Origin of the sequence: Chryseobacterium sp. Y16C, assembly GCF_022488405.1 — a bacterium.
GTDB classification, from domain to species: domain Bacteria; phylum Bacteroidota; class Bacteroidia; order Flavobacteriales; family Weeksellaceae; genus Chryseobacterium; species Chryseobacterium geocarposphaerae.
In genome coordinates, this window is sequence record NZ_CP092711.1 from 3,018,582 (window position 1) to 3,042,556 (window position 23,975).

18 protein-coding genes are annotated in these 23,975 nt (G+C 36.7%); 3 read left to right on the plus strand and 15 right to left on the minus strand.

Going from position 1 to position 23,975, the window contains the following annotated elements:
• Positions 1 to 92: 92 nt before the first annotated feature.
• From MKS83_RS13510 to MKS83_RS13550, 9 genes are all read right to left on the minus strand, one after another.
• Complete coding sequence (locus tag MKS83_RS13510; protein ID WP_240580122.1) at positions 93 to 629, minus strand: adenine phosphoribosyltransferase; 537 nt, start codon at positions 627 to 629, stop codon at positions 93 to 95.
• Positions 630 to 1,829 carry a hypothetical protein gene (locus tag MKS83_RS13515; RefSeq protein ID WP_240580123.1) on the minus strand — a complete coding sequence of 400 codons (1,200 nt, stop codon included), beginning with the start codon at positions 1,827 to 1,829 and terminating at the stop codon, positions 630 to 632. It abuts the gene before it with no gap.
• A gap of 50 nt (positions 1,830 to 1,879) precedes the next feature.
• Positions 1,880 to 2,893, minus strand: coding sequence for a hypothetical protein (locus MKS83_RS13520; RefSeq protein ID WP_240580124.1), 1,014 nt, complete (start codon positions 2,891 to 2,893; stop codon positions 1,880 to 1,882).
• A gap of 158 nt (positions 2,894 to 3,051) precedes the next feature.
• Positions 3,052 to 4,383 (minus strand): quinol:cytochrome C oxidoreductase, encoded by a 1,332-nt coding sequence (locus MKS83_RS13525; RefSeq protein ID WP_240580125.1) that lies wholly within the window; start codon positions 4,381 to 4,383, stop codon positions 3,052 to 3,054.
• A gap of 8 nt (positions 4,384 to 4,391) precedes the next feature.
• Positions 4,392 to 5,081, minus strand: a complete 690-nt coding sequence (locus MKS83_RS13530) for a c-type cytochrome (RefSeq protein WP_100377423.1) — start codon at positions 5,079 to 5,081, stop codon at positions 4,392 to 4,394.
• The gene (locus MKS83_RS13535) at positions 5,074 to 5,595 is read right to left on the minus strand and encodes a DUF3341 domain-containing protein (RefSeq protein WP_100377424.1); all 522 of its coding nucleotides are present in this window, start codon (positions 5,593 to 5,595) and stop codon (positions 5,074 to 5,076) included. Before MKS83_RS13535 ends, MKS83_RS13530 begins: the two co-directional genes overlap by 8 nt.
• Entirely contained in the window at positions 5,582 to 6,979 is a 1,398-nt protein-coding gene (gene nrfD / locus MKS83_RS13540; protein ID WP_050021927.1) for an NrfD/PsrC family molybdoenzyme membrane anchor subunit, read from the minus strand. The genes MKS83_RS13535 and nrfD overlap by 14 nt, the downstream gene beginning before the upstream one ends.
• Before the next feature lie 25 nt (positions 6,980 to 7,004).
• Complete coding sequence (locus MKS83_RS13545; RefSeq protein ID WP_240580126.1) at positions 7,005 to 10,067, minus strand: TAT-variant-translocated molybdopterin oxidoreductase; 3,063 nt, start codon at positions 10,065 to 10,067, stop codon at positions 7,005 to 7,007.
• Positions 10,068 to 10,089: 22 nt separating this feature from the next.
• Entirely contained in the window at positions 10,090 to 11,451 is a 1,362-nt protein-coding gene (locus tag MKS83_RS13550; protein WP_240580127.1) for a c-type cytochrome, read from the minus strand.
• A gap of 185 nt (positions 11,452 to 11,636) precedes the next feature.
• Here MKS83_RS13550 and MKS83_RS13555 point away from each other — a divergent pair, with 185 nt between their 5' ends.
• On the plus strand, positions 11,637 to 12,173 hold the full coding sequence (locus MKS83_RS13555; RefSeq protein ID WP_100377427.1) for a sporulation protein: 537 nt from the start codon (positions 11,637 to 11,639) through the stop codon (positions 12,171 to 12,173).
• Between the two features lie 45 nt (positions 12,174 to 12,218).
• Here MKS83_RS13555 and MKS83_RS13560 read toward each other — a convergent pair whose 3' ends face one another.
• The 6 genes from MKS83_RS13560 to MKS83_RS13585 form a co-directional block, all read right to left on the minus strand.
• Positions 12,219 to 13,493, minus strand: a complete 1,275-nt coding sequence (locus MKS83_RS13560; protein WP_240580128.1) for a DUF6080 domain-containing protein — start codon at positions 13,491 to 13,493, stop codon at positions 12,219 to 12,221.
• 68 nt (positions 13,494 to 13,561) lie between these two features.
• Positions 13,562 to 14,908 (minus strand): T9SS type A sorting domain-containing protein, encoded by a 1,347-nt coding sequence (locus MKS83_RS13565; protein ID WP_240580129.1) that lies wholly within the window; start codon positions 14,906 to 14,908, stop codon positions 13,562 to 13,564.
• 85 nt (positions 14,909 to 14,993) lie between these two features.
• A complete protein-coding gene (locus MKS83_RS13570; RefSeq protein ID WP_240580130.1) occupies positions 14,994 to 16,532 on the minus strand; it encodes a protein adenylyltransferase SelO in 1,539 nt (512 codons plus the stop codon).
• Positions 16,533 to 16,597: 65 nt separating this feature from the next.
• Positions 16,598 to 18,979, minus strand: coding sequence for a penicillin-binding protein 1A (locus MKS83_RS13575; RefSeq protein WP_240580131.1), 2,382 nt, complete (start codon positions 18,977 to 18,979; stop codon positions 16,598 to 16,600).
• Between the two features lie 6 nt (positions 18,980 to 18,985).
• Positions 18,986 to 19,447 carry a gliding motility lipoprotein GldH gene (locus tag MKS83_RS13580; protein WP_240580132.1) on the minus strand — a complete coding sequence of 154 codons (462 nt, stop codon included), beginning with the start codon at positions 19,445 to 19,447 and terminating at the stop codon, positions 18,986 to 18,988.
• Positions 19,440 to 20,840 carry a stage 0 sporulation family protein gene (locus MKS83_RS13585; RefSeq protein WP_240580133.1) on the minus strand — a complete coding sequence of 467 codons (1,401 nt, stop codon included), beginning with the start codon at positions 20,838 to 20,840 and terminating at the stop codon, positions 19,440 to 19,442. The genes MKS83_RS13580 and MKS83_RS13585 overlap by 8 nt, the downstream gene beginning before the upstream one ends.
• A gap of 276 nt (positions 20,841 to 21,116) precedes the next feature.
• On the opposite strand from MKS83_RS13585, the gene MKS83_RS13590 reads away from it, so the two are divergent.
• Positions 21,117 to 22,355, plus strand: a complete 1,239-nt coding sequence (locus MKS83_RS13590; RefSeq protein WP_240580134.1) for an OmpP1/FadL family transporter — start codon at positions 21,117 to 21,119, stop codon at positions 22,353 to 22,355.
• A 10-nt stretch (positions 22,356 to 22,365) separates the two neighbouring features.
• Positions 22,366 to 23,925: a G-D-S-L family lipolytic protein gene (locus MKS83_RS13595; protein WP_240580135.1), complete on the plus strand. Its 1,560-nt coding sequence runs from the start codon at positions 22,366 to 22,368 to the stop codon at positions 23,923 to 23,925.
• Positions 23,926 to 23,975 lie beyond the last annotated feature (50 nt).

Here is a 23,975-nt window from a genome sequence, read left to right on the forward strand (position 1 = left end):
TAGTATATGGAGGACGTAAATTGCTAATCACCATTTATAAAAAAAGCTTCATAAATTGCGTTTATGAAGCTTTAATTATGTTTTGAAAATTTTTAGTATTCTAAAATATGATAGATTTCTGCGTCGAACTTTTTCAGTTTTTCATCGCCACTCAATCCTTTCAATCCGATCAGGAAACTGAATTGTGAGACGGTTGCACCTTGTTTCTCGACCAATTTCGCAGCGGCTTCTGTAGTTCCGCCTGTTGCTAAAAGGTCATCGTGAATCAAAACTCTTTGTCCGGGCTTTATTTGTCCTTCACGGGTTTCAATGATAGCACTTCCGTATTCGAGGTCATATTTTTCTGAAATAATCGGTGGCGGAAGTTTTCCTGCTTTTCGGATTAAGATAAACGGTACTTCCAAAGCAACCGCAATCGCAATCCCGAATAAATACCCGCGGCTTTCAATTCCGCAAACAGCATCTATTTTCCCTTTGCTAAAAGTTACCAAATCCTCTATTACTTCTTCATACAGTTTTGGATTCAGAAATATGGGAGAAATATCTTTAAACTGAATTCCCGGAATTGGAAAATCAGGGATATTCTCAATTGTACTTTCAAGCTTTTTTATAAGGTCCTGTGAAGCCATTTATGGGTTTATTTTATAGCTGGAAATCTTCCAGTCGCCATTTACATTTTTAAGCCCGAAAGTTACCTTCAATGAAGTTGTTTTTCCGCTTTTATCGGTAACGTCGTAGGTTGCATTTACACTTGCCGAATTTGTGCTGGTTCCGTTAGTCGTAATATTTTTAACGCTTACATTTTTCACTGCTCCGAATCCTGAATTCGGATTTGAAAATGATTCATAGCTTCCCCAGCTTGGATTGCTTGATGCATTATAAGCTGCTTTAAGGTTTTGTGAGCTTACATTATTTAAAAAGCTGTTTACTGTAGATCTTGGATCAGCTGTCGGTTGTTTAGGAGCTGCAGGTGTTGCAGGTGTCGCCACCGGATCAGCAGGCGTTGTCGATGGTGTTGCTCCAGGATTATTCGGGTCTACTACAGCAGGATCCTGATTAACCGCAGTAGAATCTACTTTAGGAACTTCCGGAACCTTCAATGCTGCAGGGTTAACATCTAATCCTATCTTAGACATCTTGAAGGTTTTAGCAGTCGTTTTTACAGACACCGTAATATCAATTTTGCCATCGATTACCTTAGCTGCCGGAATTGAAGAGAACTTTAAGTTAAATCCCTTAAAATTATTATCCTGCATAAGGTTTTTTGCTGTTGCCAGTTTTACTCCATTGCTAAAAACTTCAAGAGTTGCTTCTAAACCTGCTCCTGTGAAAGCTACTGGATTTCCAGCGTTATCTACCAATCTCGGAATAATTTGCAGAGCAGTCGGCGCTCCGGTTCCGTCATCTCCTGTAGGTCTTGTAAGAATGCTTAATGAGTTTGCTCTTACATCATTCGGATCACTTTCTTTTGCTTTATCATCTCCGAAAATATTCATTTCACCTAAAGAAGGCGGGGCAGTACTTGCCCATTCTATCCCGTTTTTCTGAGCCACTTCATCTGCCATAGCCATGATTTCCGGAACTTTTTTACCGTTAATCAATTGCCCTAAAGCTTTAAGCTCATTAATGTCTCCATCTGCATCTACTCCAAATGTTTTTAAAATGTATAAAGCTTCGTTGAATTTAATCTGCTTAATGGTAGGCAGACTTGAAGTCATATCATTGATACTCGACTGTAATGTTTTTGTATTCGTTGCATCTACATGATCTTTTTTACATGCTGTAAACAGCAATAAACTGAGAATTAGTAGAAAAGAAAACTTTTTCATTTTTTTCTGGTTTGCTGCAAATTTAGTAAAACCATTTATTAATGACAGTTTTATTTTTTATTTTCTTGCTCTTTCAGGTCATCCTTAAAGAAAGAGCTAAAGATAGTCTGCATATTGGGGAAAGAAGCTTCTTTCCAATATTGTGTTGTATAGTTGCTGTTATCTGTATTGAACTTTACTCTTTCGATGTCATTATCATTTTTAAAGTCTAACTCTGTAGGATAGAAGTTGGTGTAAAGAACTAATTGATTGTAATCCGGCTCAGTTTTATGCTTTAATTTGATGAAACCAATTTCATTGAATTCCAATAGGTCTCTCAAGGTTTTTTGGCTTGACTTTTCGTATGAAGCGTTGATAATGCTTTTAACATCAAAAAAACGGTATCCGAAGAAAGCAAATTCTTTTTTCTGCAAAGCTTCCCCGGTGATTTCGATCTGATCTTTCTGCTCTCCTTTTAATTCTTTAATGACGGCATTTCTTCTTTTGTATTCCAGGATATTTCCGACTTCCTTCATATCCGGAATATCCATTGTTTTATCATAATCCCACATTGCTGTTTGTTTTTTATCAAACTTAGCATCCTCCAGTCTGTAAACACGGTATTGCCCGACGTTGGTGCTTTTTAATTTTTTTGTTTTATTATCAAAAATGTAAGTAACTATTCCGTCTGCGTAGCAATTCAATTTACTGTTAACCGTTACATAAGTATTAAAATTACCTTTTACAAAAATGTATTTCGCCGGTTTATTGTTTTTTATGATAACCGTTTCAATGTCTTTTATACGATCATTTATCTTAATAACCTCTTTATCGAAATCAGCATAGGATAAAGTGGCCACAGAAAGATTATCATAAATCAGCTGAAAATTCTCCTGTTCAGGCTTTATGGCTTGTTTCTCAATTTTACCATCAATATCTGAGTACGCCACAATACTTCCGTCTTTTCCAAAAACAGAGACTTTAGGCAAGGGTTTATTTGTTTTCTCTGAAATAAAAGTAATGGTTTGTGCATTAACGTAGCTAATGAACAACAGTAATAAGAGTAAAAGAATATTTTTTTTCATAATCGCTTTAGTTTTTTAATTAAAATCAGAACTCTATTGATAAGACAAGTCAATTTGAAAAAGGTTGCTTAGCATTTCTATTTTTTCACTTTAGTGCATAAAAAAAGACTGATCATTTTAACAATCAGTCTTTTATAATTTTATTTTGTTACAAGGCCTTAGAAAGGATACTCATAAATTTCAGATTCGTGTAAGAATGGGTTTCCTGTAGGAATAAGTTTAAGTTTTGATAATGCTGAAAGCACAGTAAACATAAATAATCCTGCTACGAATAGGATAGCTCCTGCCACTAATAAGAATACTTCAGGAGTGTTCCAGTATGGACCTACCGTTCCCGGCATTACCATGTTGAAGTAATCTAAGATGTGACCACAAATAACTACTACAGCCATTGTTGTAACCACTTTATAGTTTCTCTTGATGCTGCTACTTACTAATACCAATAATGGTAACAAGAAGTTCACAATAAGCATTGGTAAGAACGTTGGAGAATAGTGTTGGAATCTTCCAAAGAAGTAGTTAACCTCTTCCGGAACGTTAGCATACCAGTACAACATGAACTGAGCGAACCATGTATACGTCCAAAGCATACTTGTAGCAAAAAGGAATACCCCTAAATCGTGCAAGTGATTATCATTGAACTGAGGTAAGAAACCATTTTTCTTTAGGTAAACACTTAAAAGGATGATTACTGCGATACCACTTGAAAGGCAGCTAACCATTGAATACCAAATATACATTGTAGAATACCAGTGAGGGTCAATAGACATCAACCAGTCCCAAGCCCAAGCTGCAGAAGCAAATCCGAAGAATGCGATATATCCTACTGCCCATCTGTAAAGCATTTGGTAATCTACTTTAGATTTTGTCTCATCTACTTTCTTAGACTGAGCTTTCAGTTTCCATGCGAAGAAAGATGCTCCCAATACATAGATGAAAGTTCTTACTGCATAGAAAGGTATATTTAAGAATCTTTTCTTTTCAAATAGGATCACGTCGAAGTGAGCAGATTCCGGGTCTGTCAATTCAGGATCCATCCAATGGAATAAGTGACCATTATGAGTGATATTTAAAATCATTAAGATAATTAAAATAGCACCACCCCAAGGAATATAAGAAGCAATAGCTTCCATTACTCTTGTAATAATGATTGGCCATCCTGCGTGTGCAGCGTGCTGAATAGAATAGAAAAATAATACACAGCAGCTAACTCCAAAGAAAAATACAGCTACGAAATGTATTGCTGCTAAAGGCTGGTTGTGAACCTGCAAAGTAGCGTGCTCAAGGTGAGCAGCATGATCCTGAGGTCCTACCATTTCACTTGAATGTGTAGGTGCAGTATGACCAGAAGCATGAACAGCCTCCATCATTTCTCCTATTTTTTCAGTAGAAAGTCCCTTATTCATAAAGAAACCAATACCAAATAGAACTAAACCTACAACAAGAAGGATTATAGAAGTTGATTTTAATTTTGGTGAAAAACTATACATTTCTTTTCTTATTTTTTAGTTTCGGTAGTCGTTTCAGTTGTTGCCGGTGCCGCTGCTGCTGGTGCTGCCGCTCCTTTTTTGAAAGCACTCATCACATACATAGCTACTCTCCATCTATCTCCTGCGTTCAATTGACCCGCGTAAGATCCCATGTTGTTTCTACCGTTCGTTAACACATAATGAACAGATCCTACAGTAATGTCTCTGTCTGCATAATTTGGTACACCAGAATATGCTCCACTTTGTACGATAGGTCCTTGTCCGTCCCCTCCTACACCGTGACAAGCAGCACAAGTTTTTTCAAATAACAGTTTCCCTCTTTCGATATCTTTTTCTGCATTGGCAGGATTCAAAGGAGAAGATGTTACCGTTTTTGAAGCTTCATAACCAGCGTTGTACTCGTCTGTTGTTTTTGGAAGTAAACTTTCTTCAAAAACTCCGTCTTTATTTTGAGGTACGGATCCTTCTACCGGAGAAAGACCTGTTGCACCATTATTTTTAACAAATGCCGGAATTTCATTTTCATGATCTGAATAAGCATCCTGAGCTTTCATCAACGGATCGTAAGCTACTGGAAAATACATATCAGGGAAATACACCAATGGGGTGTTTTCTTTCGGTCCGCAAGAGTTAAGTAAAACTGTTGTTAAACCTAAAACTGCTGTAATTCTTAATACATTCTTTTTCATTTTAAGCATCTTTAACAGTTATTTCTTCAACTCCAGTTTCAATTAGCAACTGCTTTACAGATTCTACATCTTCAGTTACGAATTCCATCATGAATTTATCATCCGTTGTTCTTGGATCAGGATTTTGTGCAGGAGCTCCAGGATACATTTTGTTTCTTACCAAGAAAGTTAATGACATCATGTGAGCAGCACAGAATACCATAAGCTCAAACATTGGAACTACAAATGCAGGCATATTGTGAGCCCAGTCAAAAGCTGGTTTACCACCAATATTTTGAGGCCAGTCATGATTCATCACATACCAAGTTACAGTAGCACCGATGGTAACACCGTAAAGCGCGTAGATGAATGCAGCATCAGAAATTCTTGTTTTCTTTAACCCTAAAGCTTTATCTAGTCCGTGAACCGGGAATGGAGTATAAACTTCGTTTATTTTAATCCCTTTATCATTGAATGCCTTAACGCCGTTCATCAAATCGTCGTCGTCAGCATAAAGTCCGTATACAATTTTAGTGGTGCTCATCTCCTTCTTTTGCTTTATAAGTTTCACCTGAGATTTTCAAAATCGATTTTAATTCAGCCTGTGCAATTACAGGGAATGTTCTTGCATATAATAAGAATAATACAGAGAAGAACCCGATTGTTCCTAAGTATACACCCACATCAATGATCGTTGGCTTAAACATTGTCCAAGATCCTGGTAAGTAGTCTCTGGAAAGGTTGATAACGATGATATCAAAACGCTCGAACCACATACCGATATTGATGATCAATGCAACGATGAATGTCCAGATAATGTTCGTTCTTAGTCTCTTGAACCAGAAAGAAGCAGGAACAACAAGGTTACAGATGATTAGTGACCAGAAAGCCCACCAGTAAGGACCTACTGCAGCACCCGGAGAAAGATATGTGAAGTCTTCGAATCTAGATCCTGAGTACCATCCAATGAAATATTCAGTTGCGTAAGCTACAGTTACCATACCACCAGTTAAGATAATTACGATGTTCATAATTTCGATATGATACATTGTAATATATTCTTCTAAGTGACACACTTTTCTAGCTACCAACAATAGGGTCTGTACCATTGCAAATCCTGAGAAGATCGCACCGGCAACGAAGTAAGGAGGATAGATTGTAGAGTGCCACCCTTTAATTACTGAAGTCGCGAAGTCGAAGGATACGGTAGTGTGTACTGAGAATACAAGTGGAGTTGCCAAACCTGCAAGAACCAAAGAAAGTTCTTCGAATCTTTGCCAGTGTTTTGCTTTACCACCCCAACCGAATGCAAGGAATGTATAAATTTTCTTAGTCCAAGGAGTTTTAGCTCTATCTCTGATCATTGCAAAGTCAGGGATTAGTCCCATGAACCAGAATACAGTTGATACTGAGAAATACGTAGAGATCGCAAATACGTCCCAAAGTAGCGGAGAGTTAAAGTTCCCCCAAAGAGAACCGAACTGGTTTGGTAAAGGGAATACCCAATATCCTACCCAAACTCTACCCATGTGAATTACCGGGAAGATTGCCGCCTGTACAACCGCAAAGATCGTCATTGCCTCTGCAGATCTGTTTACAGACATTCTCCATCTCTGTCTAAATAATAATAATACTGCTGAGATTAGGGTTCCGGCGTGACCAATACCTACCCACCATACGAAGTTGGTGATATCCCAACCCCAGTTAATAGTTCTGTTAAGCCCCCATGCTCCAATACCTGTTCCGATAGTATAAGCGATACATCCGAATCCATAGATGAATAGAACCAAGGCTGCATATAATGAGATCCACCATAATTTACCTGCTCTTTCTTCGATAGGTCGTGCAATATCTTCTGTGATATCGTGATAAGTTTTGTGACCAATAATTAGAGGTTCCCTTATCGGAGCTTCGTAATGTCCTGACATTTTTTACCTATTTATTATTTAAACTTTATTTTTCTACTCTGTTTCTTACTTTAGTGTGATAGAACACATTTGGTTTTGTTCCGATCTCTTCAAGTAAATAATATCTTCTGTTGCTAGAGTACAATTCTCTTACTTCAGATTCTTTGTCATTCATGTCTCCAAACGTCATTGCTCCTGTAGAACAAGCCTTAGAACAAGCTGTTTGGAATTCTCCAGCTTTCACTTTTCTTCCTTCTTTCTTCGCTTCAAGAATAGTTGCCTGAGTCATTTGGATACACATAGAACATTTCTCCATTACCCCTCTCGTTCTTACAACTACATCTGGATTTAATACCATTCTTCCTAAATCGTTGTTCATGTTGAAATCGAACTTGTCGTTTAGGTTGTATGTAAACCAGTTGAAACGTCTTACTTTATATGGACAGTTGTTCGCACAATATCTTGTACCAATACATCTGTTATATGCCATATGATTTTGACCTTGCTTACCGTGTGAAGTAGCCGCAACCGGACATACAGTTTCACATGGAGCGTGGTTACAGTGCTGACACATTACCGGTTGGAAAATTACATCCGGATTTTCAGCAGGATGGTTTAGTGCACCTCCTTCTTTGTTGAATGCAGTTCCATATAATTCAGGAACAGCCAATCCATCTTTTAATCCTTCATAAACTTCCACTTTTTGTTTAGCAGAATAGTAACGGTCAATTCTTAACCAGTACATATCTCTAGACATTCTGATCTCATCTTTTCCTACAACAGGAACGTTGTTCTCAGCCTGACAAGCAATAATACATGCTCCACAACCTGTACAAGAATTCAAGTCGATTGATAAGTTAAAGTGAGGTCCGTCTGTATCATCGAAAGCATCCCAAAGATCAATTTTTCTTGCAGGAAGTGCTCCACTGATGGTATGATATTCCAATGGTTTATTCCATCCATTGTGTTCATCATCAAATGCTACGTTTAAGTAATCAGCCAAAGGAACTTCTTTAGCGATTTCATAACGTCCCATTAATGTATTTTGAAGCTGGATACCTGCAAATTCGTGATCTTCTCCTGTTTTTTCAATCTTAGCGTTAGAAACAACTAAGTTAGAACCGTCAAATAAAGGATAAGCGTTTACACCTGTTTCAGCAGTAGCACCAGAGTTTTTCTTACCATAACCCAATGCAAGACCTACAGATCCGTCAGCTTGTCCCGGTTGGATGAATACAGGAACGTCTTTTATTGTTACTCCGTTTACAGTAAGGTTTACGATAGAACCATCTAACTGCATTCTCGCATTAAGATCGTTATCAATACCTAATCTTTCTGCGTCTTTCGGAGAAATAGTCAAGTAGTTATCCCAAGACATTCTTGTCAGTGGATCCGGTAATTCTTGCAACCAAGGGTTGTTTGCCTGAGTACCATCTCCCATAGAAGTCTTAGTATACAATACCAATTCTAAATCAGAAGCTTTGAAACCATTCAATTCAGCAACGGCCTGAGCAGCATTTCCACCTGCATAAGACAATGTCGTAGCGTTTGGAGAAACATTAATACCGTTATATAAAGCTTTATTGAAAGAAGTTCCTCCTAAAATAGAAGAAGCATTCGCTTTTAAATAATCATAATAATTATTAGCAGCATTGTTTTTACCATTCTTCCAAACCAATAAAGACTCTTCAATCTGTCTTGATTTGTAGATTTTCTGGATTGTTGGCTGCATTAATGAATATACACCTGTCTGAGGCTCCATATCTCCCCAAGATTCTAACCAGTTAGCTACAGGAATTACAGCCTTAGCAGCTTTGTACATTTCATTTTTCTTATCAGCAACTGCGATTACATAAGGAACTTTAGTTAAAGATTTTTTGAAATCTTCTCCTTTGTGATAAGAATAAATCGGGTCAACATTGTTAGCGATCAATACACCAACCTGACCAGCGTTTACCCATCCAAGGAATTCCTGGAATCTTGCTTTATCAAAATCTTTTAGGAAGTTCGCTTTACCTGTGAAAGCAACTGAACCTAATTTTTGGTTAATTAAGTGAGCTAAAACCTGAGCACCTTTAGAACCATCAGCAAAAACAACAGCTTTACTGCCTTTTGCCTGTAATTCTTTAGCAATTTCGTTAGCCGTTTTATCTGATGAACCACCACCAACGATTGCATTGTAAACTTCAACCAAAGTTTTGTTCACTGCACTTGGCTTTAATCTGATTCTTTCATCAGCATTAGCTCCTGTTAAAGACATATTAGATTCAACCTGAATGTGTCTTAACATGTTTGCACCCGGCTTTCTTGCCGCTGCGTAGGAAGTTTCTAAGCTTCCTGCATTATAATCTCCTAAGAAGTCAGCGTGGAAACCAACTACCAATTCAGTTCCTTTAAGGTCGTAAACCGGCAATGCTCTTGTTCCGAATACTTCCTGAGCTGCGTCTAACGCTGCAGCATAAGGGAAAGCATCATAAGTCACCAATTCTGCTGTAGGATATTTTGCTTTAAATTCAGCAAATAATTTTTTGAAAGTAGGTGAAGCAAAAGAATGTGATAATAACACAATTCTTTTACCTGCAGCTTTCGCTTCTTCCAACCCTTTAATAACAAAACTGTCTACTTTATCGAAAGTCTCGTCTTTTCCTTCAAATTTAGGTTGCTTTACTTTATCATTATCATAAAGAGAAAGTACACTCGCCTGAGCTCTTGCATTTGTTTTTCCTAAATCGCCAGCTGCTGGATTCGGCTCAATTTTGATAGGTCTTCCTTCTCTGGTTTTTACTAAAACACTAGCAAAGTCAAAACCGTCGAAATATGTTGAAGCGTAATAATTTGGAACTCCCGGAATAATATCATGTGGTTTTACCACGTAAGGAATCGTTTTAATTACCGGAGCTTCACAGGCAGCCAATGTTACCGCTGCCGTAGAGAAACCTAATAATTTTAAGAAATCTCTTCTTGAAGTACTGGAACCGTTCTGTTCCGCATCTCCAAGGAAATCTTCTACAGGAATTTCTTCCTGGAACTCTTTCTGAGCCAGCTTATTGTTTAAAGCCGGATCTTTAAGTTCGTGAATACTTCTAAATTGTATTTTGTTTGAAGCCATTTATACTTCTAATTTTTAGTTATTAATAATGACATTTACCACACTCAAGACCTCCAATTGCATCTACAGTAATCTTACCACCGTCTTTAGGGTATTGTTTTTTCAATTTGTCATGTAGATTTTTGAAGTATTCTTTATTATAACCGTTGTTCATATCAACCTCAGTAGTTCTGTGACACTCGATACACCATCCCATAGTGAAATCGTTAGCCATCTGAACAACATTCATTGTATCAATCTTACCGTGACAAGCTTTACAAACAACATCAATTTTGTTCGTAGGATTCTTTTTGTTGAAAGAATTAATAATCGCTTGTTCACCTGCTACTACGTGCTGAGAGTGGTTGAAGTAAACAAAGTCTGGCATGTTGTGGATTCTTGTCCATTCAACCGGCTGAGTTTTTCCTGTATATTGTTGTTTTACCGGATCCCAACCTGTTGCAGCATAAATTTTCTGAATCTCTCCGTCATAGAATGCTTTATCTTTTCCAGGCTCCATATAATGTTCCGCGTTGTATTCACCAATTGCTTTGTGGCAGTTCATACAAACGTTCATAGAAGGAATCTCAGATACTTTACCATATTTAGCACTTGAGTGACAAAGCTGACAGTCGATTTTCTGTTCTCCTGCGTGAATTTTGTGAGAGAAGTAAATTGGTTGTTCTGGCTTATATCCTTTGTAAACCCCAATCCACATAATCCAGTTCCAAACACCATAAGTAGCCAATAAAGCAAGGATCGCGATCAACCCCTTACCTACATAATGGTATTTTTCATAAACTTCACTGAAAGATTTTACTCTTGTTTCGTTTAGCCCTGCTAAGTCTTCAGACTGACCTAGTTTCACAAGCTGTCTTAGTTTTACTAGAATCCAAACTAATAAAGCTGCAATAGCTAAAAGGGAAATGATTACAACGTTTGTTGTAGTACTGCTCGCCGGAGCTGCTGTTGCTTCAGTACCCTGTGTTGCTGTTTTTTTATCAGCGACAGGCTCTGGAGCCGGAGGATTAGTTGTGTATGCTAAGATGTCGTCAATATCCTTATCAGAAAGATTTGGAAAGAGCTGCATCTCAGTCTTATTAAATTTTTCAAAAATCTCATTGGCGTATTTATCGCCAGATTCTCTGACTTCCTTGTTGTTTTTGATCCACTTGTGAAGCCACTCTGTATCTTTGCCGCCTTCTGTCTTAACTCGTTCTACCACTCCTTTCAAAGGTGGACCTACAACTTGTTTGTCTAGCGCGTGACATGCAGTACAATTCGCTTTGAAAAGTTTCTCTCCGTTTTTAGGATCGCCGTCTTGCCCGTAAATTGAAGCACTGGTTGATAACAATAAGCCTATTGCAACCAACGTTTGTTTATAATGCTTTCTCCAACTAATCATTTAAATTATCTTATGTTAGTAAAATATTGAACATTCAATCAATTCCGCAAAAATAATATATTTAACAGAAATTTAACGGCATATAGAAAGGGGAAAATATCATTTCAGTTTAATTTGTATTGATTCTAAATAACTCAGTTTGGTATAATTTTTTATTTGTATAAATTTGCTGAAACAACTTTTAAATGAAAAATTTGATAAAATTATTTTCGATATTATCCCTGCTTAGTTTTTATAATATTGATGCACAACAGGTTGTAAAAAAAGATACTTTATCCGGTACAGAGCTTATTATGAGTATGGATCCCAGAGTGAATGATGCATTGACGAACCTGGAAGATAAATGTTCTAAGGTTTCTTACGGTAAATCTTCTAACGTTATAGATGATGATACCCCATCAAGACCAACAAAAATTCTGGTTCCAAACAGGGAACTTACGAATGCTGAAATCTGCAGAAAGAACCCTAGAATTTTAGGGTACAAAATACAAATCACTACCGTAAAAAGTAATGATGAAGCCAACGAAATCAAAACTTATTTCAGAAAGAGATTTCCGAATTTAAAAGTGGAAACAGACGCTTCTTTACGACCTAATTATAAAATTTTAGCCGGAAGTTATTTCAGTAAGCAAAGTGCCGCTTCCGATCTTTCTAAAATAAAAGAATATTTCAAATCTGCCGTTGCTGTACAATACAGAATTTTCTGTGCAGAAGCTAAATAATTAAGTACATGAAAACATAAAAGCTGAGAAATTTCTCAGCTTTTTTTATTGATAAAATTGATTCAGAAAGTCAAAAAATTCTTCCATTCTTAAATAGTTATTATACCCGAGATAAACCAGCAGTACGCTTATAATTGCCGTAAGCAATGACATCATTTTCGGAGAGGATTTGTAGGCGTAGAAAAGCCATCCCAGCAACAGAACATACACAAAAACAAAATGACCTCCATAGATATAGGAAGTATGGAGTCCAAATCTCATAAAGCAGTGTATGATAATGTCTATAACGAAGGAAATTACAATAATCTGAACAAATTTATTTTTAAAATTTTTACAATAACTCCACACCAGAAGTCCCAAAACAATAAAGACAAATAAATAGGATATCGGGGATGAATACACATCCATAAACAAGCCTTTATAATGAAAACCTTTCATATTATGCTTATCTCTGATGATAAAGCCCGGAAAAAGCATATTACCCCCAAAAAAGAAAGAAACGATCATATCCCAAACTGAAGCAGGCTCAGCATTCGAAAACTTCTCATACTGACTGCTGGTTTTGGAAAAAATATTTTCATATTTAAATTCAATTCTGTTTAGATAAAGTAAAACAAAACAAATCACTGTTACTAAACCTCTTATAAAAGCATCAAGAAGTTTTTTCCAGCTTTTAAATAAATTCTTTTCGAAAAATACAGGAATAAAAACCTTTACCAGATTCGTGATGGTAAGCCCTCCAATAGTAACACCTGCCGCAACCAATGCCAATGGAGAGATTTTTTTTTCATTTTTAAGCCTTGTCGCTGCATAATAATTGAAAAGCATTAATAAAAACAGTGTATAGGTAAAATTTTCAGGAGTAAAAGAGAGCATAATAGCTGTAGAAAATACAGAAAAGAAAGCAACCAATACAAGACTAATTATCAAAGGCAGCTGAATGATATTCTTCAAATATTTGAAAACCTGAACAATGCTCAAACTCACCATCAGATTGCTCATCCAGGCTAAAACCAATCTGAAAGTACCATCTTTCTTTCCCTCCGAAAAAAGAAAAGCCAGTTCACGCAACCAATTAAAAAAATAATAAGACAATGGGTGACGCTCAAAGCTTCCTCCTGTCATCACGATAGATCGGTTGTCAAAACTAAAATAGGCATCCCAGGGAATTCTATCATCAAAAATAATGGTATAATTCAGCGCTATATAAGATCCTAAAATCCCATAGACACAAAGAAAGAAAAGGAAAATACCCAGTTCTGTAAAAGTGGAAGGAAAAACTATTTTAAAAAAACTATAAAGTTTTGATTGTATGGACACTGTTAAAATTTTTGCAAAAATAAAAAAACTCACCATAATTGGTGAGTTTAAAACTTTTATGAGATCATTTATTCTTTAATTACTTTTTCTGAAGTAGAAGTGCCGTCGGTAAAATCAATTTGTAAAAAATAGGTTCCCGCAGGAAGTGAGGATAAATTTACTTTTTCTGATTCAGCTTTTAATACTGATTTCCCTGTAATATCAATCACGTTAGAAGTTATTATTTTTTTATCAGCCTTAACGCTTACTTCTCCTTTTGTTGGATTAGGATAAATTAATAATGCTTTATTTTTTTTATTTATAACATCTGATACACCTAAATTCTGAGTTGATTTAAACATACCTCCTACTGTAGAGGACGTATTGAATCCTCCAGAATAGCAAGTATTGGAATCAGAGCATCTAACATTCAAATGCTGAACTCCTGTATCAATAGATGTCCATGTAACACCATTATCTACACTTTTCCATGATCCACCTGCAGAACTTGTTGCTACCAATATACTCGTCCCCGGAACATAAGTAACATCATTAATACCGTTTGCAGCAGTAATACCCGTAAAAGTTATAGAATTCCAAGTTGTTCCTCCGTCTGTAGTCCCATAGATCGCTAAACCAGTTTGAACAGGAGGAGAAGCTGTATTATATGTTTTTTTAAAAACAATTCCTTTATTTGCATCGCTCCAAGCCATATCTCCACCTATAGTTGCTCCACCAAAATCAGTAAGTCCATATGTTGAGCCAGTAAATACAACAGCCCATGTTAAGCCTTTATCTGTAGATTTAAAAATTCTTCCTTTTCCTGTATAGAAAAAAATATTATTTCCATTTGCATAGTATCCTGAATTATATCCATATTCACCTGCTAATGGATTGGGAATATTGGCCCCAGCAACCCTTGTCCAAGTACTTCCTCCATTAGATGTTGTATAAAGCTCAAACTCTCCACCTTCAGGATCACCACCAACAATACCATTATTTGCATCAAAAAAATGAACAAAATTTGTCCAAGATTGATTAGGTGTTGTCAATGCTTTTTGTTGTGTCCATGTCACTCCTGCATCTGTTGTTTTCCAAACACCACCTAAACCAATGAGGTCATCAAACGCACCTACCCAAGCTGTTGTAGAGCTAACTCCGGAAATATTAGTGATTCTTAAATCCGGATCTCCAATATTAATAGCTCCGGAGGTCCATGTAGTTCCTCCATTAGATGTTTTGGTAAACTCCTGAACATTGTTTGTAGATGTTGCTCCATCATATGCAAAAGCCCAAACAGTATTAGCATCATATACTTCCAAGCCTGAAATCCCCCTAGATGCAGTAGTAAATGCTGTATTTTGTACTGACCAATACTGAGCAAACACTGACGAACCAGTAATAAGCATAAAAACAGAAAGTAAAATTCTTTTCATGATATTTTTTATATAAAAATAACAAAAAAAAGAAAACATTAAACAATTTTTAATATTAAATCAAAAAAAATAAATATTATTCAATCTAAGAACTACAGGACAACATAGAACAACCCGACACATCATCATATTTTGTTGGTCTTTTCGCTGAAAATTCGGGGAATTTTTCCTCATAAGGATTTTCCAATGCTATGATTAATTTTTCAAGCAAAGCAGTTTCACCTTTTTCAATTTCTTCAATACATTCGTAGAGAAGGTAATTTCTCAAAATGAATTTAGGATTGTTTTTTTGCATTAATGCTAAAGACTCTTCTCTTGAAATTTTATTTTTTTGAATTCTCAATTCATATTGGTTGATGAAATTTTTAATTTTTGAAAAAGCTTTATCGCCTAATACAGTATATGAGATTTTTTCAAATTCATCGTTCAGGTCATAATCTCCTACCCTTTCCAAGAGATTAAAGAAAAGTGTATAATCAAGCTGAAATTCCTGCATCAAACCCTGCCAATTGATAAAAAACTCTTCATCATTTACCCTTAATTCATCAAATCCAAATTTATCACACAACATATTGTCGTGTCCCTTCCAAAAGTAATCCCCGAATTTATTCAGGGTATCTTCTAAAAATTTTTCATCTTTTATAATGGGATGGAGCGCATTGGCCAGCTGCCAAAGATTCCATTGAGCAATCTGCCCCTGCTTTCCAAAAGCATATCTTCTTCCCGGAAGATCTGTGGTATTGGAAGTGAAATTCAGATCATATTCATCCATCATTGAAAATGGTCCATAGTCTATCGTAAGACCAAGAACCGACATATTATCCGTATTCATTACTCCATGTACGAAACCAACTCTAAACCATTCTACCATAAGGTCTGCAGTTCTTTCCGCTACATTTTCAAAAAAGTCTTTATATTTTTGATTTTCTTCAGACTGAATTTCAGGGAAATAATTTTTTATGGTAAAATCCAGAAGATCCTGCAATGTTTTATATTCCTGCTGAGCAGATAATAATTCGAAATGCCCAAACCTTAAAAAACTTTCTGCGGTTCTTATAACTACCGCTCCTTTTTCTTCTTGAGGATTTCCACTATATAAGATATCTCTTACCACATTTTCCCCTGTAAGGCTCAAACTTAGCGCTCTTGTTGTAGGAACACCCAAATGATACATTGCTTCACTCATCAGATATTCACGAACAGAGGATCTGAGTACTGCTCTTCCGTCTGCATGTCTGGAATAAGGTGTTGCACCGGCACCTTTCCATTGTATTTCAGTTTTTTTTCCGGACGGACTTTCAATTTCTCCCGCATAAATTGCTCTGCCATCTCCCAGCTGTCCTGCCCAGTTTCCAAACTGGTGTCCAGCATAAGCCGTTGAGTAGGGTTTAATATTATCTGGTAAATGATTTCCCACCAAAAAGCCGAGATCTTTTTCCTCGTATCTTCCCAATCCTATTTCTTCAGATAGTTTTTCATTAAAAATAATAAGTTTAGGACTTTTAAATTCTACAGGCACAACTGTTGAGAACAACACTTTAGGTGTCATTCTCTGCATCGGATTTCCTGAAAAATCTCCTGGAAAAATCTCTGTAAACGGCTGTTTTATATTGGTAAGATTCATACATCAAAGGTATTAATTTGATTACAAAAAAGCCTCCCATTTCCGGAAGGCTTTATCTAAATTATCTATTTATTATTAAAATCAATTTCTTCTCCTTTATTGAGATTTTCATTTACATTTTCATCTTTCTTTTCAGGATTCTTTTTCGTAGAAGGCTCCGCAGGTTTCGGATTCTTGATTTCATCCAGGGTTTGCAGTCCGCCGTCATCACCGTATCCACTTCCTAATCCTTTAAGGTTAGAGCATCCGTCTTTCCATTCTGAAGGTTTTACAAATTTATCTTGAGGAGAAATTCCTAAACTCTTATCCGCCCATACTTTCTTCATATAGATCGCCCAAATAGGTAGTGCCATTTTTGCCCCCTGCCCTTCTCCTGTTCCAAAGAAGTGAGTTGCTCTGTCTTCCCATCCTACCCAAGCTCCTGTTGCCAGTTTCGGAGTAATCCCCATAAACCAACCATCGGAGTTATTCTGGGTTGTTCCTGTTTTTCCTGCAATTTCAACATCCTTTGAAATTCCTTTTCTGCCAAGCTCTCCGGAAGCAGTACCATACTGCGCGACTCCTTTCATCAATTCGATCATTGTATAGGCATATAAAGGATTCATTACTTCTTTTGGTTCTACATTCACTTCTTTGATTACTCTACCGTTTGCATCTTCTATTCTCCAGATCATTTCCGGTTTGTTGTAATTTCCGTAATTCGCAAAAGTACTGTATGCCCCTACCATTTCGTAAATGGTAATATCCGAAGCTCCTAATGCCATTGGTAAGCTGGTTGAGATTTCTTCAGTAACCCCTAAATCTCTTGCTGTTTGTATTACACTTTGTGTTCCTGTCATTTCAGCCAAACGTAGTGCAACCGGGTTTTGAGAATGCGCCAAAGCATCTTTCAATGTAAGCATTCCTCCTCTCCCAGGAACATGATAGCTTCCTTTGTTGAAACTTGCATTAGAGATCGTAGAACATGGTGTTAAGCCTAATTTCATGATTGCAGTTGCATATACGAAAGGCTTAAATGTAGACCCTACCTGTCTTTTACCTTGTTTAATATGGTCATACTGGAAATGTTGCCAATCAATACCTCCTACCCATGCTTTAATTTCTCCGGTTCCAGGAACCACAGACATCAAACCTGCCTGAGCAATCTGTTTGTGCCATTTAATAGAATCCCAAGGGGACATTTCTACTTCTTCTTCCCCAGCCCAGGTAAAACGGGATGTTTTAACAGGTTTTTTAAATTCTGCTATAATGGCCTCATCTGAAAGACCATCTGCTTTCAGCAGTTTATATCTTCCCGTTCTTTTCATCGCCTGAACCATCAAATCATTAATCTGCGTACTATTAAGATAATAGAAAGGCCTGTCTTTTCTTCCTCTTTGTTCAGCATCAAATCTCTTCTGAAGATCCGTTAAGTGTTCTTTAATTGATTCTTCCGCATATTTCTGCATCTTAGAATCAAGCGTCACATATATTTTAAGACCATCTCTGTAAAGATTTAACTTTTTGCCGGTCTCTTTTTCATAATCGTCAAGATACTGATTGATTTCTTTTCTAAGATAATGTTTGTAGTAGGCAGAATAACCTTCCGTAATATCTTTGATAGGATGGAAATCTACGGTAATAGGAGTCTCTATCGCTTTATCATAAGTTTCTTTATCAATATAACCTGTTTCCAGCATCTGAGAAAGTACCACATCTCTTCTTCTCTTTGCTCTTTCAGGATTTTTCATTGGGTTATTTGCCTTTGGCGCTTCTAGCATCGCAACGAAAACAGCAGCTTCCGGAAGTGTAAGTTCAGAAGTTTTTTTATTAAAATAAACTTTTGAAGCCATTTCAATTCCATTGGCATTATATAAAAAGTCAAACTTATTGAAATACAGCGTTACAATCTCTTCTTTAGTATATCTTTTCTCCAAGCTTACTGCAACTACCCACTCTTTCAGCTTTTGAACAGCTCTTAGTATAGGGTTTCTAGAAGGTTCTTTTGTAAATAGAAGTTTGGCCAACTGTTGAGTAATTGTAGAACCTCCACCTCTGTCACCACCATATCTTATAGCTCTTAAAATAGATTTTAAATCAATTCCGGAGTGTTCTTTAAAACGCTCATCCTCTTTTGCCTGTAATGCATACACCAAAAACGGAGGGAGATCTTTATAAAAAACCGGCTGCGTTTTTTCTTTTTCAAATTTACCTAAAACAACTCCGTCTGAAGAAATAATTTCAGATGCTACATATATGTTAGGATTTTCAAGCTCCTTTACATCCGGCATTTCTCCCAAAAACCCTTGAGATACAGCAAAGAAAAGTCCTGAAATTCCTAAAACAACGACAACTAATCCTATCCAGATTACTTTCACCCACTTTTTCCAAGCAGTGTCTTTCTTTTTTTTAGGTGGAAGAGGAAATGTTTTTCCTTTACTTCCATTGTTTTGTTTATTTTCTTCCATGTATGATTACGGTTTAGCCGTTTCTATTTTCACTCCAAGATCCTCTATTCCAGGGAGATTATCATTTCTCATAGCCTGAATTACTCCAATTTCATATTTCCCTTTTTCCGGAAACTTATAGTTCAGTTTATATTGGAAAAAGATTTCCTTCGTATCACCAAAACCTGTACCAAGCCATTCTCCATTGGGTTTTGCCAGTACATAATTCAACGTATCCACGTCTTTTTTCTTGTTTTGAAGGTTGGTAAAATTCACAATAAATCTGATATTACTGTATGGATACTCATTATTATTCCTCACCACAAAAATAATATTTTTAGGATTTTGCGGATCTGAAATTTCCAGATTAAATTTCTGCTCCTGCTTTTTACCCCATTTATTATTAACAGAATTCATGATAACATCTTCTCCCGAAGAATTACAACTCAACAGAAAAATAAAAGCTAATAATCCTAAAATTTTACGCATTGTTATCTTTTTTGGGAGGAAATTTCTTTTTGAATTTTTTCTTATTCGGGTTCGGCTTTTTCTCTGCATCAGAATTTGGTGCTGCTACTTTTTCCAACTGAGGTTTTGGCTGCTGACTTTTCGGCTGTCTTGGCTGATTGTTTGCATTAGAATTCTGCTGTCTTTCAGATTTTTCAGAACGATCACGATCTTGTCTTTCAGGCTTATTATTCGGTCTTTTCTGACCTTGGCCTTGCTGATTTTGATTGTTTTGATTGTTAGCGTTTGATCGGTTCTGATTTTTATGCCTGTTGTTCCCCTTATTTTTCTTCTCGAATCGATCTACATTATTTTCCTGAATCAAATCAATACTTTTTAATGAGGTTTCAGGCTGTTTCAGATCTTCAAGCGGCAATGTTTTTTCGCCTCTTTTATTTTTAGAGATTAATTTTTTTACTAGATCAATATCAAAATCATACCAGGCAATAGAATTTTCAACGTAGGCAAACCACATTTTCTTTTTGAAAACGTCAATTTTAATACAAAACGCTCTTCCTTTCTCTGTATCTAATGTAGTAGATGACGACGGGAAATTACTTAGTGTATCAAGATAGCTGTCTAATTCATAGTTAAGACAACATTTCAGCTTTCCGCATTGCCCTGCCAACTTTTGAGGATTAATACTAAGCTGCTGATATCTGGCAACGTTTGTATTTACCGATCTGAAATCAGTAAGCCAGGTCGAACAACACAGTTCTCTCCCACACGAACCAATCCCACCCACTTTTGCAGCTTCCTGTCTGAAGCCAATCTGCTTCATGTCAATTTTAGTTCTGAAAGCCCCTGCATAATCTTTAATCAACTGCCTAAAATCGACTCTATTATCTGCTGTATAATAGAACGTAACCTTTGAAGCATCTCCCTGATACTCAACATCTGTAACTTTCATTTCAAGTCCCAGCCTTTGAGCAATCTTTCTTGCTTCTATCTTTACGCTGTCTTCTTTTTTTCTTACTTCCTGCCAAACTTCAATATCTTTTTGATTTGACTGTCTGTATATTTTAAGTGCAGATTCTTCAGAAACTTTTTTCTTTTTCATCTGAATCTTAACCAATTCTCCGGTGAGGCTTACCACACCTATATCGTGTCCGGGACTAGATTCTACTGTGACTACACTACCTATATGTAAAGGGATATTATTTACATTTTTATAAAACGATTTTCTATCATTTTTAAATCTAACTTCAACAAAATCACACCTATTAGATGCCGGGTTCTGTATATTAGATAACCAATCGAAAACACTTAATTTATAACTATTACCACAGGTATTTACATTTTCACAACCATTCGCGGTTTTTTTAGGACCACACGAATGCGCAGAATCGCCGGATGTTTTACATCCACAACTCATATAACAATTATTTATTCTTGCAAATTTATAGATTTTTATTTTTATCCGATTCTAAAAATAGTAAATATTAAAATCAGTATTTGTTTAATTTTAAACTCAATTCAATCTAAAGAATAAAACCGTTCACAAAACACTAGAAAGCAAAAGATTACATATCGTTAAGCGGCACATATTATTTTAAACATAGTTTTCTTTTGGCATATTGTTTAAATAATTAAGAAATATTAACAGACGTAAGTAAAATAATTTTATATTTGGGTTATATAATAATAGTCTATGAAAAAAATATTAGTATCAACCGCTTTATTGGCAGGCGTTCTATCCTATGCAGGGGGATTTAGAGTTTCTTTGCAGGGGGTAAAACAATTGGCCATGGCACACACCAGTGCTCATGCTGAAGATGCAAGTGTTGCATTTTTCAACCCTGCAGGAATGTCTTTCATTCCCTCAAAACTAAGTATAGTTGCCGGAGGATTTGGAGCAAGCAACAAAGTGACTTTTCAAAATCTGAATACATTACAAAGCACGCAAACGGACAACCCAATGGGAACCCCTCTTTATGCTGCTATCACTTACAAACCAATAGAAAAACTGTCCGTAGGTTTTAGTTTCACAACTCCTTTTGGAAGTACTATAGAATGGCCAAATGACTGGGAAGGAAAAGAAATGGTTCAAAAACTTGAACTGAAGAGCTTTTATTTTCAACCAATGGTTTCATATAAATTCAATGACTGGCTAGCTTTTGGAGCAAGCTACATTTATGCAAGAGGACAAGTAGACTGGGATAAAGCCATTACACAATTTGGCGGGCAAATTAATATTAAGGATAAAAAAGCAACCGGACACGGTTTCGGATTCGGGTTCTACTTCAGACCTGATCCAAATCTTGATGTAAGTATCGCCTACCGTTCCCCAGTTGATATGAAAGCAAAACACGGAACAGCAACCTTTGACTTCCCATCAGCTTCTATCTATCCTTTACTAGGACTGGATGCTGCAAAAAGAACAGATGGCTTTACAGCAACCTTACCTTTAGTAGAGGAATACACAATCGGTTTAACTTATAAGATCACTCCGAAATGGCTAGTTTCCGCAGATTTCAATTACCACGGATGGGAAAGATACAGCCAGCTGACATTGGATTTTGCAACAGCTCCAATCGGAAATCAGGCTGACCCAACTGTTTCGGTTTCTCCTAAAAACTTTAGAAATTCCAAAACGTTCAGACTGGGAACTCAGTACGCTTTCACGAATATGATCTACGGTCGTTTGGGTGCATATTATGATGAATCTCCTTATTCTGATGACCACTTCATTCCGGAAACACCATCATTCAACACTTATGTTGTGACAGGTGGGGTTGGATTCAAATTAAAACAATTTGGAGTTGATGTTGCTGGAGGCTATGCAATGCCACAGTCAAGAAATGTAAACAATGCTAATCTTGGCTTCTACGGACAGGCAAAAGCAACCGCATTCTATTTAGGTCTAGGTTTATCTTACAACCCTTTTTAATTGAAAGACTATGAAAAAAATTATAATTTCAACATTCGCTATTTCCGCACTTCTTTTCACAACAAGCTGCGAAGATGATTTTGATACAGATGTAAAGGATATTCCTGTAACAGCCGGAGAAGCGAATTTCTCTAAATATGTTTCTTTGGGAAATTCATTAACATCAGGATATAGAGATAATGCTTTGTATATTGACGGACAAAATGAATCTTATCCTTCCATGATTGCTCAACAAATGAAATTAGCCGGAGGTGGTGAATTCAAACAGCCTCTAATGGCCGATAATCTCGGAGGAATTCCGTCTGCTGGTATACCCAATAAAAAAATACTTGCAGTAGTTGCCGGCTCATTGGCACCAGTTGATGCTCCAGGAACAGGAACTACTACTTTAGCAAATATATATAGCGCTGGACCATATCAGAATATGGGTGTGCCGGGAGCTAAAGTTGCACATTTATTGGCACCGGGATATGGAAACCCGGCAGGACTGCCTGCAACAGCGAATCCTTATTTTGTTAGATTTGCATCTTCCTCCTCCACTTCAGTTGTTGCTGATGCCTTAGCCCAAAATCCAACCTTTTTATCATTGTGGATCGGAAATAATGATGTTTTGGGATATGCAACCAGCGGAGGTGACGGGAGCAATCCAATAACACCCGTGGATGGAGCTGTGGGAGTAGGCTTCAATTCTACCTATACCGCATTAGTAAGTACATTATTTCCAAATGGAACTACAAGGAAGGGAATTGTAGCCAATATACCAAATGTAACTTCAATTCCGTTTTTTACCAGAGTACCGTATAATCCAATCCCTCCTGAAAAATTCAATACTGCACCAACGGGAAGCCCATCTAATCAAAACGCAAATATAGATGCCCTTAACACACAGGTTTTTGGGCCATTAAAACAAATTTTAACAGCATTAGGACAAGGAAGCAGAATCCAGTTATTATCAAAAACTCAAGGTAATCTTGTTCTATTAAAAGACGAGTCTTTAACAAACTTATCGGCACAAATAACTACAGCATTGGTATCTGCAGGAGTTCCCGTCCAACAAGCCGGTCTAATGGGACAATTATACGGCCAGGCAAGACATAGCACTGATCAAGACTTAATCCCTCTTACTACAAGCTCTGTTTTAGGAACTACTCCAAGTTCTCCATTAGCTATTGCGCCTTTTGATAAATATGGGACTACTTATCCTTTAGAAGATAAGCATGTATTAAGAGGTAAGTTTAACGGTGTGAATGGCGAAGTTGAAGAAGTTTTAACAGCTACTGCAGCATTTAACGCTACTATAAAAAGTGTGGCAGATTCCAAAAACTTAGCATTTGTTGACATGAATGCAAAAATGATAGAATTAAATTCTAAATCTGGAATCGTTTGGAACGGAGTTAGATATACTGCAACCTTTGTAACCGGAGGAACCTTCTCATTAGACGGAGTTCACCTTACAGGTAGAGGATACGCCGTTGTTGCGAATGAATTTATTAAAGCTATTAATGCCAAGTATAAATCTACTCTTCCACAGGTAGATCCTAACAAATATTCGGGAGTAAAATTCCCATAATAATTGGTAAAATAAAAACTTAGAAACCACAGGAGTAAATCTTGTGGTTT

Bases quoted from the DNA above. Each gene is read 5' to 3' on its own strand.
- MKS83_RS13520 (WP_240580124.1), bottom strand. From the start codon at position 2,893: ATGAAAAAAAATATTCTTTTACTCTTATTACTGTTGTTCATTAGCTAC.
- MKS83_RS13575 (WP_240580131.1), bottom strand. From the start codon at position 18,979: ATGGAAGAAAATAAACAAAACAATGGAAGTAAAGGAAAAACATTTCCT.
- MKS83_RS13580 (WP_240580132.1), bottom strand. From the start codon at position 19,447: ATGCGTAAAATTTTAGGATTATTAGCTTTTATTTTTCTGTTGAGTTGT.
- MKS83_RS13525 (WP_240580125.1), bottom strand. From the start codon at position 4,383: ATGTATAGTTTTTCACCAAAATTAAAATCAACTTCTATAATCCTTCTT.
- MKS83_RS13585 (WP_240580133.1), bottom strand. From the start codon at position 20,840: ATGAGTTGTGGATGTAAAACATCCGGCGATTCTGCGCATTCGTGTGGT.
- nrfD (WP_050021927.1), bottom strand. From the start codon at position 6,979: ATGTCAGGACATTACGAAGCTCCGATAAGGGAACCTCTAATTATTGGT.
- MKS83_RS13565 (WP_240580129.1), bottom strand. From the start codon at position 14,908: ATGAAAAGAATTTTACTTTCTGTTTTTATGCTTATTACTGGTTCGTCA.
- MKS83_RS13535 (WP_100377424.1), bottom strand. From the start codon at position 5,595: ATGAGCACCACTAAAATTGTATACGGACTTTATGCTGACGACGACGAT.
- MKS83_RS13530 (WP_100377423.1), bottom strand. From the start codon at position 5,081: ATGCTTAAAATGAAAAAGAATGTATTAAGAATTACAGCAGTTTTAGGT.
- MKS83_RS13510 (WP_240580122.1), bottom strand. From the start codon at position 629: ATGGCTTCACAGGACCTTATAAAAAAGCTTGAAAGTACAATTGAGAAT.
- MKS83_RS13595 (WP_240580135.1), top strand. From the start codon at position 22,366: ATGAAAAAAATTATAATTTCAACATTCGCTATTTCCGCACTTCTTTTC.
- MKS83_RS13515 (WP_240580123.1), bottom strand. From the start codon at position 1,829: ATGAAAAAGTTTTCTTTTCTACTAATTCTCAGTTTATTGCTGTTTACA.
- MKS83_RS13545 (WP_240580126.1), bottom strand. From the start codon at position 10,067: ATGGCTTCAAACAAAATACAATTTAGAAGTATTCACGAACTTAAAGAT.
- MKS83_RS13590 (WP_240580134.1), top strand. From the start codon at position 21,117: ATGAAAAAAATATTAGTATCAACCGCTTTATTGGCAGGCGTTCTATCC.
- MKS83_RS13570 (WP_240580130.1), bottom strand. From the start codon at position 16,532: ATGAATCTTACCAATATAAAACAGCCGTTTACAGAGATTTTTCCAGGA.
- MKS83_RS13550 (WP_240580127.1), bottom strand. From the start codon at position 11,451: ATGATTAGTTGGAGAAAGCATTATAAACAAACGTTGGTTGCAATAGGC.
- MKS83_RS13555 (WP_100377427.1), top strand. From the start codon at position 11,637: ATGAAAAATTTGATAAAATTATTTTCGATATTATCCCTGCTTAGTTTT.